The following is a 15,146-nucleotide window of genomic DNA, read 5'->3' as shown; positions in this document are numbered from 1 at the left end:
TCCGGCTATGTTTATTCTGTCGCCATCAGTCCAGATGGGCAAACTTTGGTTAGTGGTAGTAATGACAAAACAATCAACATTTGGAATTTGGCAACAGGCAATTTAATCCGCACTTTGTCGGGTCATTCCGGCTATGTTTATTCTGTCGCCATCAGTCCAGATGGGCAAACTTTGGTTAGTGGTAGTAATGACAAAACAATCAAAATTTGGCGGGTGTCGCGTTGAAGTTCACCGCCAACTCGGTAAACTCAGGTTTTGCATCAGGGTCATCACCTTTGTTTCTGGCAACAGTTTCTACCTTAAACCTAGATTTTGCATTTGCGATCAAAGTCCGCCGGGGAATCAATTCCTTTTGGTGGTGTCGTCCACACCCGCCCGGAAATCAATTTCCGGGCTAATAGCGAAAGTCCATTAAAATGGACTGGAAGATTAGTATTCAGTCCATTAAAATGGACTTTAGCTATTAGCCAGCGATTTGAATCGCTGGCGGGCTACAAGCGTAGCAGCTTAACCCTGTATAGAATTAAACCCTAAAGCGCAACAACGTATTTATTTATTGATATTAGTTATTATCTTACAGCAGCATCGAAGAGTAAAATTGGAAGAATTGGCCAATCAATTTCCTCAAAAAATCTTATTTGAAAGTCGTCGCAAGAAGTTACCTGACGGGGTGACAACAGTCTGTCAGGTTTTATCCTAAACTCTCCAGTCAACCGGAGAGTCAAGTAAAAAGTTCGACGGTTTGATAGTTGACGGCGAGCCAATAAACTGGCTAGGCTTGCTGCCACTGACGAATCAACCCGATAAGCTAAAAATCAATGTCTGCTGAAGGATTTTACCGTCGCCCTCTACCAGAACCCCTAATTGCCTTCTCTTCATTGGAAGGGAGGCAAATTTTCCGAGAAGCACTGGAAATGCAAGGAATGGCAGGGTATTTTCCGCTAGCTGAACAGTTTCATACCCAAGCAGAACCTGCTTTTTGTGGTTTGGGAACGCTGGTTATTGTCCTGAATGCGCTTTCCATCGATCCAGGACGAATCTGGAAAGGTGTATGGCGCTGGTACGGGGAAGAATTCTTAGATTGCTGTAAGCCACTCCCTGTTGTGCAAAATAGTGGCATTACGTTCGATGAATTTGTCTGTCTGGCTCGTTGTAATGGAGCGATCGCAACTCCATCCCGTTACAACCAAAGCAGTCTAGATCGTTTTCGGGAAGTTGTACAACAGGCGAGTGCTACTCCTGAAGGAATTCATATCGTTGCTTCCTATAGCCGACAAGTCTTAGAACAAACGGGAGACGGTCACTTTTCGCCCATCGGCGGTTATCATCCTCAGCGAGACTTGGTTCTTCTGCTAGATGTTGCCCGTTTCAAATACCCGCCCCATTGGGTTCCTTTACCTCTCCTGTGGCAAGCTTTTGAGCCACTCGATCCAGCAACGGGCAAGTGCCGGGGTTACATCTCTCTTCGTAAAAGCGATAATTTGCAGGAGACTTTTTTTCATGTCGCGCTTGACTTGCAGGAGTGGCATAGGGTTTCACCCTATTTTGTAGAAGCGATACCCACCGCTTTGGAGGTTGCACAACCAGACTCACCTATTGAAGCAGTGAGACATTATTGAGCGTTAAATGCCAAAGCGATCGCGTGTCATTGATTGTAGCTCCATCCGTTAGTTTTGCATCATCGAATGAAGCTTTTCTTGTTGTTGAGAAGTTTTTGATTTTCTTACCTCAATTACCCCACGATTCATCCTCATGCCGCACATAAATTCATACGTACCAGGCTTCTCAGGCGTAAACTCCACAATTGTAGTTTGGTCAAGTGTAAGGTCAACAGCTACCGCAAACTCTGGAATCAGTAATTGGTCATAGCATTTACTGAGATTTTTACGTTGGAAGTGCAGGCGAACCGGATATCCAGCTTCAACAATTACTTGCTGCGGTTGGTAACCCTTCTCAACCGTTACCGTAGCCTCTTGAATTCCCTCTGGCGTGATTGTCGCTTCCACACTGGATGTTGGAGAAGTTGAGTGTTCTTCTGCTCCCCTAGCGGCCTGAGTAACTGTTTTTGGAGATGGACTTACTGTTGTATCAGCCGATTGAACTTCAACGACTCCCCGGAACATATTCATGCCACAAGTAAACTCATACTTGCCTGGTTTATCGGGCGTAAATTCAATCGGTGTAGTCTGATTGAGTGGCAGTTCTTGTGCAATGTGAAAGTCAGGAAAGCGGACTTCTTCTAAACAACTACTGGGGTCTTTGCGATGGAAGTTGAGTAGCACAGGTTGACCCGCCTGCACAACGATGTGACTTGGTTCGTAACCACCATCAACAGTCACGGTTACTTCTTGAATCCCGCCGCTTGCGGTTGCTTTTTTCGACTTAGGTTTACTGAGCAGAAACCACCACAGTTCTAAACCAATTAATCCTAGTCCACCAAGGGTAACTAAAACTTTGTTACTTAATGGTTGTTCAATGTGACGAAACTGACCCGTTTGTTCTGTTGTAGAGGGGTGAGTTTCGCGAGATGTTTGTGCAACTGCCTCACCGGAAGCAGTTACTAGCATAATTCCTAAACTCGCCATACTACCGATAATTGCTGTTTTCTTCACTCGTTGTTTCCTCTGAAAATTGGATTTCGAGAATTTTTAACCACAGATGCACACAGATAAACACAGATAAATTAAGATTTTTTCGTTTAGAGTGTTTTCGGTTGAAAATTCCGCAGACGCAGTGCATTCGTAACAACTGAAACCGAACTAAATGCCATTGCCGCACCGGCAATAATGGGACTGAGAAGCCATCCAAAAATTGGGAAGAGAATGCCAGCTGCGATAGGAATCCCTGCCACGTTGTAGATGAATGCGAAAAACAGGTTTTGTTTGATGTTTCGCATGGTGGCGCGAGATAGTTGAATAGCAGTGACAATGCCATGCAAGTCACCAGAAATGAGAGTGATATCGCTAGCAGCAATAGCTACATCTGTTCCGGTTCCAATTGCCATCCCTACATCCGCTTGAGCGAGTGCAGGTGCATCATTGATCCCATCTCCAACCATTGCGACAATTTTTCCTTCTGCCTGAATATTTTCGACTTGAGCCGCTTTTTGCTCTGGACGAACTTCTGCAATGACTCGTTTGATGCCGACTTCTCGCGCTATTACTTCAGCCGTGCGGCGGTTGTCACCCGTCAGCATTACTACTTCTAATCCCATCTTTTGCAAAATACGAATTGCATTGGCAGAAGAAGGTTTCACTGCATCAGAAATCCCCATAATGGCTTGCAGTTTTCCATCTACTGCAAGCCAGATTACGGTTTTACCGAGATATTCCAATCGCTCCCAGTCTTGTTGTAAGGCGCTAGTATCGATCCCAAATTCTTTCATCCAACGGTGTGTGCCAATTTGCACTAATTGATTTGATACATACCCTTGTACACCGCTGCCAGCGATCGCTTCAAATTCCCGTATATCCGTTAATCCCACTTGCTGAGATTGAGCATATTGCACAACAGCTTCTGCCAGAGGATGTTCAGAATTTCGTTCAACAGATGCAGCTAGTTGTAAAAGTTTTAACTCATTGCTATTCGCTGTGCCGTTAACTGTAATAAAGTCTGTTACGGTTGGCTTTCCTTGCGTAATTGTGCCTGTTTTATCTAAAACAACCGTTTGCAGTTTTTGTGCCAGTTCCAGACTATCCGCACCTTTAATGAGGATGCCATGTTCTGCACCTTTACCCGTTCCCACCATGATGGAGGTTGGTGTGGCTAAACCCAGGGCACAGGGACAAGCAATAATCAGCACTCCTACGGTGGTAATCAACGCCATCGTCACGTTTCCCATGATGTTGTACCAGAGAATGAAGGTAGCGATCGCGATCGCAATCACCGCAGGCACAAACCATCCCGTTACTTGGTCTGCCAATCGTTGAATGGGCGCTTTAGAAGCCTGTGCTTGTTGCACCAACTTGACAATTTGCGCTAAGAATGTGTCTTTACCAACTCGCATGGCGCGGAATTTGAAGCTGCCAGTTTTGTTAATAGTGGCTCCAATTACTTGATCGCCGGGTTTCTTTTTCACGGACACGCTTTCACCCGTCACCATTGCTTCATCAATAGTTGAGGAACCCTCAATAATTTCGCCGTCTACCGGAATCTTTTCTCCCGGACGGACTAGAATCACATCGCCCAAAACGACTTCAGCAATGGAAATATCAACCTCTCTGCCGTTCCGAATGACGCGAGCAGTTTTAGCTTGCAAACCCATGAGTTTGCGAATAGCTTCCGAGGTCTGCCCTTTGGCACGATTTTCTAGCAGTCGTCCTAATAAAATCAGCGTCACAACAACCGCCGCCACTTCGTAATACACATCGGCTGGTAATCTTTGAGCGGTAAAAAACTCAGGTAAGACAGTTGGAAACAGGGAGTAAAGATAGGCAGCACCTGTTCCAATTGCTACCAATGTGTCCATTGTTGCTGTATGGCGTTTGAGGGCTTTCCAGGCATTAATAAAGAAAGATGCACCACACCAAAACAGAACTGGCGTTGTCAGCACTAACTGTAGCCAAGGATTGTGCAGCCAGATGGGAATGAAGGGTATCGGCAAACCTGTCATCATGGGTAACGAACCGATAACTAAAGTGGTGCTGATGATGCCACCCACCCAAACTTTCGTGGCTAATTCCCGATTTTCGGCTTGCCGTTCTCGACGTTCTGCATCATCATCTGCGGCAAAATCATCTTGTATGGGTTGAGCAGAGTATCCCACTGCATCAACTGCATCCTGAATTTCTTTGAGATTGGTTCTGCTAGGTTCATAAGTGACAGTGGCTTGTTCGACACCGAAATTAACGCTGCATTCACTTACGCCTGGAACGGAGCGAATCGCATCTTCGATTGTATTGGCGCAAGAGGCGCAACTCATGCCCCGCAGTTTCAAATTGGCGTTTTCCATTCAACACCTCCTAACTTTCTTTTTGAGAATGAGGCCCTAGAGCGCCAGTCCATTAATCGCTGTTGACAAAAGCAATATGGTGCGATCGCTTATACAGACCACGGTACAGGCGTTGCATTAGCGCATAAAAATTGTTGCCGATCGCCCCTACCGTCTTGATGGCTTTGGTAATGGTTTCGCTACAAGCCGAACACGCCATATTAGGCACTTTTAGTTGTAAGGTCATGATTTAAACTCTCTTGGAGTGAACTATCTTTATCTTGGAGTCTCCAGCACACTGGAGAGTCAAGGGGTGTGAGAAAAAATTTTTCAGAGTCTTTGAAATCCTCACTCCAACTCTTACTTCTGGTCTTTCAATCCCTTACTCCGTAACCCTTTTCTCTTTTCCCCTAGCCCCTAGCTATATCACATATTGATTCTGAAAGAGCCAAAAAAATCAGGGTAATCCAGGAGAACTCCCGAATTACCCCAATCTTAAATTAAACCTAAAATCGATTAGGCTACAGTCGCCATCCGCACATCGCTATTTGCCAATAACTCTTGCAGTTCCTCAGCGTCCACAGTTTCCTTCTCAATCAACATTGCTGCTAACTGATTAAGCACACTACGGTTATTTGTTAAGACTTCTTTTGCCCGCTTGTAAGCTTGGTCTACCAAACTGCGGACTTCATCATCAACCACAGCAGCAGTTTCTTCGGAGAAATCGCGCTCTGCCATGATATCGCGACCTAAGAACATATTACCTTGTTGACGACCCAGGGCAACTTGGCCGATGCGATCGCTCATCCCAAACCGCATCACCATCTGACGCGCCACCCGCGCCACTTGCTGCAAGTCACTAGAAGCACCAGTCGTCACTTCTTCCTCACCGAAGACAATCTCCTCAGCAAGACGACCGCCTAACAGCATCGCCATCCGATTTTGCAGATAAGAACGACTCACAAGACCCGAATCCAACCGATCTTCACTCGGCGTAAACCAAGTGATCCCGCCAGCTTGACCGCGAGGAATAATGCTAATCTTCTGCACTGGGTCAAAATCTGGCATTAACGCACCGACAACGGCGTGTCCAGCTTCGTGATAAGCTACCACAGCCTTGCGCTTCTCGCTAATTACCCGGTCTTTTTTCTCTGGGCCAGCCAGCACGCGATCGATCGCATCATTAACTTCATCCATCGAGATTTCCGTCAAATTGCGACGCGCCGCCAAAATAGCCGCTTCATTGAGCAAATTGGACAAATCCGCCCCAGTAAAACCAGGAGTCCGACGGGCAATCTTCTCTAAATCCACATCCTGAGCTAAAGTCTTACCACGGGAATGGACATTGAGAATTTCCAGACGCCCAGCAAAATCAGGTCGATCCACAACTACTTGGCGATCGAAACGACCCGGACGCAGCAGTGCTGCATCCAGTACATCTGGGCGGTTGGTTGCTGCAATAATAATGATGCCGTTATTCCCCTCAAAACCGTCCATTTCAGTCAGCAACTGGTTGAGAGTTTGTTCGCGCTCATCGTTACCGCCGCCTAAACCAGCACCCCGCTGACGACCGACAGCATCAATTTCATCAATGAAGACGATGCAAGGCGCATTTGTTTTGGCTTGTTCAAACAAGTCGCGGACGCGGGAAGCGCCAACACCCACAAACATTTCGACGAACTCAGAACCGGAGATCGAGAAGAAAGGAACACCCGCTTCACCTGCTACAGCACGCGCCAGCAGTGTCTTACCCGTTCCGGGAGGCCCGACTAGCAGCACACCTTTGGGAATTTTTGCGCCAATAGCCGTGAAGCGATCGGCATTTTTCAAGAAATCAACAACTTCGTTGAGTTCCAGCTTTGCTTGATCGATACCCGCGACATCCCCAAAAGTTACTTGGGTTTGCGGCTCCATTTGCACTCTGGCTTTCGACTTACCAAAGTTCATCGCCTGAGAGCCTGGGCCATTTTGGGCGCGTCGCAGCAAAAAGAACAGCCCCACCAAAAGCAGGATGGGGAAGAACAGACTGCTCATCGCCCTCACCCAGAAGGCATCATCGTTTGGTGGTAAAACTGAAATATCAACCTTGTTTTTAGTCAGAAAATTAAACAGGTCGGGGTCGGGGGGAAGATTGACTATCACCCTGTTGCCATTTGGGGCTTGCACGCGGGCCATAGACCGATCTGCACTAATACTGACTTTCCCTACCTGTTTGCTTTCGACTTTCTGGAGGAACTCACTGTAGCGCCACGTTTCTCTCTGAGGTTGCTTGTTGTCAAAAAATGCGGTCGCCAATGCAACCACTACCAGGGCTAACAGTGCGTACAGCCCTGCATTTCTCCACTGTTTATTCACGCTTGGTCTACCCTCCTGGGTTTTAGAGTCTGAGGAATTTTTCTAGTTAACTTATGTTAATTTATTTTAACCTATCTCAGAAAATGGCTAGGGGCTAGATAAAGTCAAAAGTCACTCATTCAAAAGTCAAAAGAAAAAACAAGCTAGTCCCATCCCCCATACCTCTTTTCTTTTGGCTCTTTCGGAGTTGTTATACTTTATGTTCAAAAAAACAATATTTTTATTCTCCCACTCTCCCGTCTCCCCCACTCCAGGTCTTCCCCACTCTCCCACTCTCCCGCTCTAACTGACTCCTAATTATGGTATGGATGGGAACAACTTCTACAACGCTATTGCTGTAAGCGATCGCCTCAAATCCTGCTACCAGATCGACACTCCAAGGCTCCTCCTCCACTATTTCATTCTGACTTCTCAGCTTGCAGATTAGCCAATCTCGCATCAATCCCGGTAAAATTCCCGCATCTATTGGCGGAGTCCACCACCTGCCATCTCGCCAGCCCCACAGGTTGCCTGTACTGGTTTCTAACCAATTTCCAGATGAATCCAGCAAAATCGCTTCTTTAGCTCCGTATTTTTGCGCTTCTTTCAATGCTAGCCAAGCTGAGAGATAATTACCAGTTTTGTGTTCGGCCAGACTGCGCCGAAATTCGGGGGCTTCTGCTAACCAAGCGACTATGCCCGACTTTTGGCGATCGAGCAAATCCTTTGGTAATAATCTACCTGTAATCCACTCTTGCCCATCGGGAAATATGGCAATTCTCAAGACTGGAAAGTGCGCCTTCAACAGATCTGCACCTTGTCGCACTCTCTCCCAGTCTGGCATTTGCCAGCCAAACTTTTCTAAGCTATGACGAATGCGATCGCAATGTCGGGCCCAATTCGTCCCGGCACTATCCAAAGAGCGATCGTACACCCGCAGCGTCGTGAAAACAGTCGCCCCGTACAACAGCCCCGGATCGTCTATCCCCAGTTCCAGCGTTTGAGATTCAATTAAATCACCCTTATACCAGTAAATAGCAATCACCTAATTCTCTAAAAAATTGGATCGAAATAAGCGTGGAATCGGATTTGGCTGCATCCACTCAATTTGTCATATAATGAACAAACTTGTCAGGAATTACTATGATTAACTATGAGCTACTTCCGTCCCGCAATTGATGCCATGACGGGCTACGTTCCAGGCGAACAGCCCAAGCCAGGAATAAAAATTATTAAACTGAATACAAATGAGAATCCCTATCCACCTTCTCCAAAAGCGATAGAGGTGCTGCGAAATTTGGATAGCGAGTTGCTACGACGCTATCCCGATCCGTTTGCGATCGGATTTTGTCAGGCAGTGAGTGATGTGTTGGGAATACCCGCTGACTGGGTGATTGTTAGCAATGGCAGCGATGAATTGCTAAATGTACTGGTTCGAGCCTGTGCGGAAGGAGGCGATCGCAAAGTTGTGTATCCCATGCCAACCTATGTGCTATATCGCACTCTATCAGCTATGCAGCCTGCGGAAATAGTTGAGGTTCCTTATGCTGCTAACTTTCAATTACCAATCGAAAAACTCATTGCGGCAAATGGCGCAATTACGTTCATTGCTTCTCCAAATAGCCCTTCCGGTCACGCAGTACCTTTGGACGATCTGCGGGAATTGCTACAGAAAGTATCGGGAATTGTGGTAATCGATGAGGCTTATGTTGACTTTGCTGAGTTTTCGGCCCTACCTCTGGTGCAAGAGTTCGAGAATGCGATCGTATTGCGTACCTTATCAAAAGGGTATTCGTTAGCAGGCTTGCGAATGGGCTTTGGAGTCGCAAATCCAAAACTACTCTCTGGGTTATTCAAGGTAAAAGACAGTTACAATATTGATGCTCTAGCGATCGCAGTTGGCACAGCAGCAATGAGAGATCAATCCTACAAAAATGCTTGTGCAGACAAAGTTAAAAAGTCTCGGACACAGCTAACAGTAAACTTAAATAATTTAGGGTTTACTGTGCTTGATTCTCACGGTAACTTTGTTTTAGCGACTCCTCCAGAAGGAAATGCAGAATCTCTTTACTTAAAATTGAAAGAACAGGGAATTTTGGTGCGCTACTTCAAGCAACCTGGATTAGAAGATAAGCTCCGAATTACAGTAGGCACCGACGACCAAAACCAAACACTAATGGAAGCGTTAAGCGTAACCAATTTTTTACTAAGAGAAGAATAATCTTGAGCCTGGTGAGAATTAATCAATGAGAGTCAGAACTGCTATCCCTGATGATGTGTCGCTGATTTTATCCTTTATCAAGAAGAAGGCAGAATTCGATCGAAATATTGGCGCTTTTTCTGGCGTGTTGCAAGTATCCGAGGAAAAAATACGTAAAACACTTTTTGGAGCAATTCCTTTTTCTTACGTTTTGTTTGCAGAGACTTCAGAGTCTGAGGTTGGATTCGCTGTGTATGGATTTAGGTACTCATCATTTGCAGGTCAACCAAGCATTTGGCTAGATGATTTATACGTAGATGAAGAGATGAGAAGCCGGGGAGCAGGATCGGCATTGATGAGTCATCTTTTTCAAATTGCTAAAGCAAATGACTGTACTCATCTTGCGTGGAATGCTGATGCTCGCAACACTCGCGGATTGAGTTTTTATCATCGCTTGGGTGCAAAAATAATAGAGCAGAAGGGTAATCGATGTTTTCTCACCTGGACAGCAGTTGACGTAACTGCTCCTATCTAACTCCTACAGATTATTGATTCTCTTCTATTTGATGACCGCAACTACTACAAAATTTTGTAAACTTGTACGTTTTATGATGACAATTTGAGCAATCTATATACTGATTGAAACTGCAAGATGGGCAGAACTCATCGGTCAAGCGAAGTTGGAAGTTGCAATTAATACAACGCACTTTTTGGATTCTCTTTTTGGCTTGAAGGCGGGTATTAAAAACCCATCTTTGAAGTATTTTGATTAAACCCAACCCTAATAAAGGAATAATCAAAATCAACGCATAACTGGCAATAAAAACTAATCCACCGAACAGATCGATAATTAAATCAATCACTATACCGACAAGATTACCAAACTGAAGAAACTCAAAAAACTTAATCAGCAAAGGAATGCAGAATATGAGAAGTAGATGCCAACTAAGTAGCGCTTGCAACCCTATATTTTTTCTAATTGCTGTTGAATGCCAAAGATAAGCTATGAGGATTAACGGTAATAGAAATAAGGTTTGTAATAGTAGTTGTTTATTGGGATACCAAAACTCGGCTGATTCATACCCCTTTTTAATTGCTTGATATTCTGAAGTATTATTGAGAAGCTTAAGATAAGCCTCCGAAGCAGGATCTTTAATTAATTTAGTTTGGCGATCGGTGATTTCCTTTTCCTTATTGGCGATTTGTTTCTGATTGCGCTCAATTTCTGATTTTACGCGATCGGCATTAACTTTATTGATTGATTTTTCAGTAGGTTGACCAGCAATTTTTTCCAGTAATGTAGAATTATACTGACTTTGCAACGTTTGAATGTCTTGTTTTAGAGAATAAACTTCGCTTTTTTGTTTATCGATACTCGCTTTTAGTTGGACATTTTCAGCGGTATTAATCGCTTTGGATAAGCGCGTGTAGTTTGTACATAGATTTGAACTCTGACCCAATCTGTTGGAATTGTCAACAGCAAGAGATGGAGATGATTTATTTTGCTCAATTAGATTTTCAATAGTGGTGACATTAAATGCAGTAGTTCCTTTCTTATCGGCTGTTTGGTAATCTTGATATGCCAAAAAGCACGGAAATTCTTCGGATGGACTGAGTGGCCATTGGGAAATACTATTTAATCCACTAAAAACATTAACCAGGACAAAAACATCAATTAATATGAGAATAACTAGGCTGACTTTGTTAATCGGTTCATGATGAATATAAGTTGACTTGTGAATCAACTTATTGCTAATCTTTTTAATGAATGAGAACATATTATAGGTAGGGGCTAGGGACTAGGGACTAGGGGCTAGGGAAGAGGGAAGAGGGAAGAGGGAAGAGGGAAGAGGGTTACGGAGTAAGGGATAGAAAGAGCAGAGGTAAAAGTTGGAGTTGTCCTAACCGACGAGAGCAGTTACTATAATACCTCATTTACTTAATTAAATCATAATTTAGGAATCAGTACGAGAGGGATTCATCATTTCCGGTGGCATTGGTTGTCTAAAAAATTACCACTCTTATCTGTGTTCATCCGTGTTCATCTGTCTTCATCTGTGGTAAAAATTTACCCCCCGATAACAACAGACAATTTCTCGTTTAAGACCAAGAACGACGCAGATTGAAGAAACTTTCTAACCAATTTTGCCTAGTGGGATGTTGAGAGAGACGTTGCTGATGACCGTCGCTTGCTGTTTGCGAGTAAATATCAGACAAAGTGGGAAATATTGTAGGTAGTTGACTCAGTGTTTGAAATTTCAGACGTTGCTGCATAGCTAGAGCGATCGCATGAATCAACTCACTCGCTTGCGGCCCAACCAAGTGGGCACCGAGAATTTCACCACTGCGAAGAACCAAGATTTTACAAAAACCTGTAGTTTCCCCGCACATCTGAGCCTTGTCCACCCCCTTGAAATAGCGGCGCAAAACTAACACATCATCCCCATAGCGGCGTCTAGCTTGTTCTTGAGTCATACCTACCCGTGCAAGTTCCGGATCGGAAAAGATAGCCCAAGGCATATAGCGGTAATCAACCTTGAAAAACGGGAAAAACAACATATTTTTGAGGGCGATGCGAGCTTCGTAATTTGCCACGTGAGCAAATCGGTAGCCACCTAAAACATCGCCGCAGGCATAAATCCGGGAGTTAGTCGTTTGCAATTTTTGATTAACGTCAATGCCGTGGCGATCGCATTTCACCCCCACCCCTTCCAAATTTAAAGAATCAACATTGGGCTGCTGACCGACAGCAACTACAATTTCATCAGCTTCAAGCGCCCGATCTCCAGCTTGAACCCACTTTTTGTCATCAAGCCACTTTACTTGGGTAACTTGATGCCCCGTCAAAACCCGGACGCCCTCAGCTTCCAATTGCGCTTGAACGAGAAGCGCCGCCTCCGAATCTTCTTTAGTCAAGATATGGGAACTCTTCACCACAACAGTGACGCGGAAACCCAAACGCGCAAAAGTCTGAGCCAATTCTATACCTACGGGGTCGCCGCCGATGAAAATCAAGCTTTTGGGGATGTTGACATTTGCCTGCTGCCAGATAGTATCGGGAGTGAGATAACCAGTACTTTGCAGTCCATCAATGTCTGGAATTACAGGACGAGATCCAGTGGCGATCAGGTAAGCACGCGATCGCAGAATTTGCCCATTGACAACAAAAGCAAAGTGTGGTTTTCGGCAGAATTCCCCTTCACCAAAAATTACATCCACACCCAGAGAAGCCAGAACAGCTGGAGAATGCTGTTCGTCGAGGGCAGAGACTACCCCTTTAGCCCACTTCAGAGCGTCGGCAAATCGCACTCCCACGCCTAGCCGTGCAGATTCTGACTCTGGTTCCCAATAAACCCCAAAAGATGATGCTTCGCGCATCTGATGGGCAACTCGTCCCACCTGAATGAGAGCTTTGTTGCATTTAGAGCCTGATTCTGACCAAGTTGAACCCAGCAGCGGGGATGCTACCAACGCAACGCGGGCTTTTAGGTAAGTTGCCGCGATCGCAGTATAAAGTCCAGCCGGACTACCCCCGATCGCAACTACATCGTAGTCAACCATACGATTTTGGATTTTAGATTTTGGATTTTGGATTGGGGAATTTCAGATTTCAAATTTAAGATTTCAAATTCAATTTGCCATCTTAAATCTAAAATCTAAAATTCTCCCCTTCTTCCCTGCTTCTGATTTCTGCCAACCCATCAATGAGGCGTTGGTTATCTGCCACAGAGCGAACTGCCACCCGGAAATAGCTAGAGCCCAATTCAGGAAAGCTGAGACAGTCGCGGATCAGAATCTGCTCTTTTTTGAGTAAACTTTCCTGCACCTGCGTACTAGATTGTTCCGACTGCACCAGCAAGAAATTGGCAGCACTGGGGTAGGGATGCAAGCCCGGTATTTGAGCTAAACCCTCAAACAGGAGGGCTCTAGCCTCCTCCAGCCAATCCCACGTTTGCTGCCCAAAAACAGTATCCTTAATGACAGCTTGGGCAGCAGCAGCGGCTAAAATATTGACCGGCCAAGGGTCGCGCAGCTGCTGCCAGCGTCGAAGTCGATCGGGATGAGCTAGAGCATAACCAAGCCGCAAACCGGGCAAGCTATAAAATTTGGTGAGACTTCGCAGAATCACCAAATTGGGATATTCCTGCACTACCGATATTAGACTTTGCTGGCTAGAGGGCCGCAGAAAATCCATAAAAGCTTCATCCACCACCACCAGAGCAAATTGCTCCAGTAGTGGCAGAATCGTCTCCCTGAAAAACAGCTGACCCGTCGGATTGTGAGGGTTATTCAGCAGCAAACCACTCATGTGTCCTGAGCCCATCTGTTTGTCCCAGATCCCACTCTCCAGTCCCCAGTCCCCAGTCCCCAAAGGACACTTCACCACATTCGTGCCGAATGCCTTCAAAGCCCGGAAATAGTCGCCAAAAGCAGGCGTCACCAGATAAGTCCTCTGGAGTTTGGACAGATCCCAACAAGCCCAAGTCAGCAGTTCGGCAGAGCCGTTACCGGGCAAAATCCAATCAGAAGGTAGATTGTGCAGTTCAGACAGGGACGATCGCAGTTGCTGATAATCCGGGTCTGGATAGGCTACTAGGTCGCTCAGGTGCGCTTGAATCGCTGCTAAAGCCGACTTTGGTGGCCCCAACGGGTTGATGCTGGCCGAAAAATCAACAATAGCACCAGGGGAACAGCCTGCCAGTGCAGCTGCCCAAGCTAAATTCCCCCCATGCAGCGGTCGATGCAACAAAAAATTCGTCCCTGTCAAACAATTAACTATTGGGGCGCGACCTTTTCCTTGAACAGCTTGCCCGGAGAAAAGGCAGGCACCTTAGTCGCTGGGATTTCCATCTTATCCCCAGTTTTGGGATTTCGACCTTCACGGGCTTTGCGTTCGCGAGGCTCAAAAGAGCCAAAGCCCACCAGCGTTACTTTGTCACCAGAAGAAACCGCTTCCACAATTGCTTCTAGGGCAGCTGTGAGGACAGCATCCGCCTGTTTTTTAGTCACACTAGCTTTGTCAGCTACGACATCGACTAATTCGCCCTTGTTCATTTTCTTGCTTGAACTCCTTAGAAATCTGCTGTTAGTGATTTGTAAGCCCCATCCAACTGGCGTTGGCCTGGGGCAGCTGAATGATTCCGGGTCTTTTGAGGGAGACCAAGTTCCTCAGCAATGAGCGGGACTTTCAACTTAAAATCGCTGAAATGCTCATCAAAGCGAAGTTTCACTGCCCTATTCTAAGGTGTACTTGTCTAATATGGATCGATGGAACCTTTAAGATATATGGATTTCAGGATTTTTTTAAGCGATGCCTATAGCTAGGGACTAGGGGCTAGGGGCTAGGGACTAGGGGAAGAAGGGAATAGAATCAAGGGTTTCAGGAATTAAGAACGTCTACAGGAGCAGAGGAGCAGAGGAGCAGAGGAGCAGAATCTTCCACCTCTTCCCCAGCCCCTAGAACACCGATTCAGTAATATTTGGTGGTGCGTTTTTAGCTTGTAGGGGCGAAGCATTCGGGTAAAAAATATAGGTAAGAGCGATAGATTTTCTGCCCGAATGCTTCGCCCCTACGATTACTGAATTGGTCTTCTAGCCCTAGCCCATTTTGACTTTTGACTTTTGACTTTTGACTTTTGACTTTTGACTTTTGACTTTTGACTTTTGACTTTTGACTTTTGA

At 45.6% G+C, this 15,146-nt stretch carries 13 protein-coding genes; 4 read left to right on the top strand and 9 right to left on the bottom strand.

Features of this window, described 5'->3' with window-relative positions; genetic code table 11:
• Window positions 1-225: WD40 repeat domain-containing protein (locus LAY57_RS30725; protein WP_420839159.1), on the top strand; the 225-nt coding region annotated here is incomplete at its 5' end.
• Between the two features lie 593 nt (window positions 226-818).
• The gene (locus tag LAY57_RS30720) at window positions 819-1,619 is read left to right on the top strand and encodes a phytochelatin synthase family protein (RefSeq protein WP_249070985.1); all 801 of its coding nucleotides are present in this window, start codon (window positions 819-821) and stop codon (window positions 1,617-1,619) included.
• A gap of 48 nt (window positions 1,620-1,667) precedes the next feature.
• Here LAY57_RS30720 and LAY57_RS30715 read toward each other — a convergent pair whose 3' ends face one another.
• The 5 genes from LAY57_RS30715 to LAY57_RS30695 all read right to left on the bottom strand — a co-directional run bounded on the left by LAY57_RS30715 (window position 1,668) and on the right by LAY57_RS30695 (window position 8,309).
• Window positions 1,668-2,612 carry a cupredoxin domain-containing protein gene (locus LAY57_RS30715; protein WP_249070984.1) on the bottom strand — a complete coding sequence of 315 codons (945 nt, stop codon included), beginning with the start codon at window positions 2,610-2,612 and terminating at the stop codon, window positions 1,668-1,670.
• Between the two features lie 86 nt (window positions 2,613-2,698).
• Entirely contained in the window at window positions 2,699-4,951 is a 2,253-nt protein-coding gene (locus LAY57_RS30710; RefSeq protein ID WP_249070983.1) for a heavy metal translocating P-type ATPase, read from the bottom strand.
• 52 nt (window positions 4,952-5,003) lie between these two features.
• Window positions 5,004-5,177 carry a heavy-metal-associated domain-containing protein gene (locus LAY57_RS30705; RefSeq protein ID WP_249070982.1) on the bottom strand — a complete coding sequence of 58 codons (174 nt, stop codon included), beginning with the start codon at window positions 5,175-5,177 and terminating at the stop codon, window positions 5,004-5,006.
• Window positions 5,178-5,446: 269 nt separating this feature from the next.
• Window positions 5,447-7,285: an ATP-dependent zinc metalloprotease FtsH3 gene (ftsH3, locus tag LAY57_RS30700; protein ID WP_249070981.1), complete on the bottom strand. Its 1,839-nt coding sequence runs from the start codon at window positions 7,283-7,285 to the stop codon at window positions 5,447-5,449.
• Window positions 7,286-7,505: 220 nt separating this feature from the next.
• Window positions 7,506-8,309 carry an aminotransferase class IV gene (locus tag LAY57_RS30695; protein WP_338022522.1) on the bottom strand — a complete coding sequence of 268 codons (804 nt, stop codon included), beginning with the start codon at window positions 8,307-8,309 and terminating at the stop codon, window positions 7,506-7,508.
• Window positions 8,310-8,417: 108 nt separating this feature from the next.
• On the opposite strand from LAY57_RS30695, the gene hisC reads away from it, so the two are divergent.
• Together hisC and LAY57_RS30685 are read left to right on the top strand one after the other, a co-directional pair.
• Window positions 8,418-9,485 (top strand): histidinol-phosphate transaminase, encoded by a 1,068-nt coding sequence (gene hisC, locus LAY57_RS30690; protein ID WP_249070980.1) that lies wholly within the window; start codon window positions 8,418-8,420, stop codon window positions 9,483-9,485.
• A gap of 25 nt (window positions 9,486-9,510) precedes the next feature.
• On the top strand, window positions 9,511-9,999 hold the full coding sequence (locus LAY57_RS30685) for a GNAT family N-acetyltransferase (protein WP_249070979.1): 489 nt from the start codon (window positions 9,511-9,513) through the stop codon (window positions 9,997-9,999).
• Between the two features lie 10 nt (window positions 10,000-10,009).
• Here LAY57_RS30685 and LAY57_RS30680 read toward each other — a convergent pair whose 3' ends face one another.
• The 4 genes from LAY57_RS30680 to hbs form a co-directional block, all read right to left on the bottom strand.
• Window positions 10,010-11,209, bottom strand: a complete 1,200-nt coding sequence (locus tag LAY57_RS30680) for a zinc ribbon domain-containing protein (RefSeq protein WP_249070978.1) — start codon at window positions 11,207-11,209, stop codon at window positions 10,010-10,012.
• Between the two features lie 355 nt (window positions 11,210-11,564).
• Window positions 11,565-13,025, bottom strand: a complete 1,461-nt coding sequence (locus tag LAY57_RS30675; protein ID WP_249070977.1) for a dihydrolipoyl dehydrogenase family protein — start codon at window positions 13,023-13,025, stop codon at window positions 11,565-11,567.
• Window positions 13,026-13,113: 88 nt separating this feature from the next.
• The gene (cobD, locus tag LAY57_RS30670; RefSeq protein ID WP_249070989.1) at window positions 13,114-14,211 is read right to left on the bottom strand and encodes a threonine-phosphate decarboxylase CobD; all 1,098 of its coding nucleotides are present in this window, start codon (window positions 14,209-14,211) and stop codon (window positions 13,114-13,116) included.
• A 29-nt stretch (window positions 14,212-14,240) separates the two neighbouring features.
• Window positions 14,241-14,519 carry a non-specific DNA-binding protein Hbs gene (gene hbs / locus LAY57_RS30665; protein WP_249070976.1) on the bottom strand — a complete coding sequence of 93 codons (279 nt, stop codon included), beginning with the start codon at window positions 14,517-14,519 and terminating at the stop codon, window positions 14,241-14,243.
• Window positions 14,520-15,146 lie beyond the last annotated feature (627 nt).

It is taken from the genome of Argonema antarcticum A004/B2 (genome assembly GCF_023333585.1).
Classification (GTDB): domain Bacteria; phylum Cyanobacteriota; class Cyanobacteriia; order Cyanobacteriales; family Aerosakkonemataceae; genus Argonema; species Argonema antarcticum.
The sequence above is the reverse complement of the archived record's forward strand: the minus strand, read 5'-3'. Positions and strand labels throughout refer to the sequence as shown.

Coding starts and splice junctions, on each gene's coding strand:
- hbs (WP_249070976.1), bottom strand. CDS start 14,519: ATGAACAAGGGCGAATTAGTCGATGTCGTAGCTGACAAAGCTAGTGTG.
- hisC (WP_249070980.1), top strand. CDS start 8,418: ATGAGCTACTTCCGTCCCGCAATTGATGCCATGACGGGCTACGTTCCA.
- LAY57_RS30675 (WP_249070977.1), bottom strand. CDS start 13,025: ATGGTTGACTACGATGTAGTTGCGATCGGGGGTAGTCCGGCTGGACTT.
- LAY57_RS30685 (WP_249070979.1), top strand. CDS start 9,511: ATGAGAGTCAGAACTGCTATCCCTGATGATGTGTCGCTGATTTTATCC.
- LAY57_RS30720 (WP_249070985.1), top strand. CDS start 819: ATGTCTGCTGAAGGATTTTACCGTCGCCCTCTACCAGAACCCCTAATT.
- LAY57_RS30705 (WP_249070982.1), bottom strand. CDS start 5,177: ATGACCTTACAACTAAAAGTGCCTAATATGGCGTGTTCGGCTTGTAGC.
- LAY57_RS30710 (WP_249070983.1), bottom strand. CDS start 4,951: ATGGAAAACGCCAATTTGAAACTGCGGGGCATGAGTTGCGCCTCTTGC.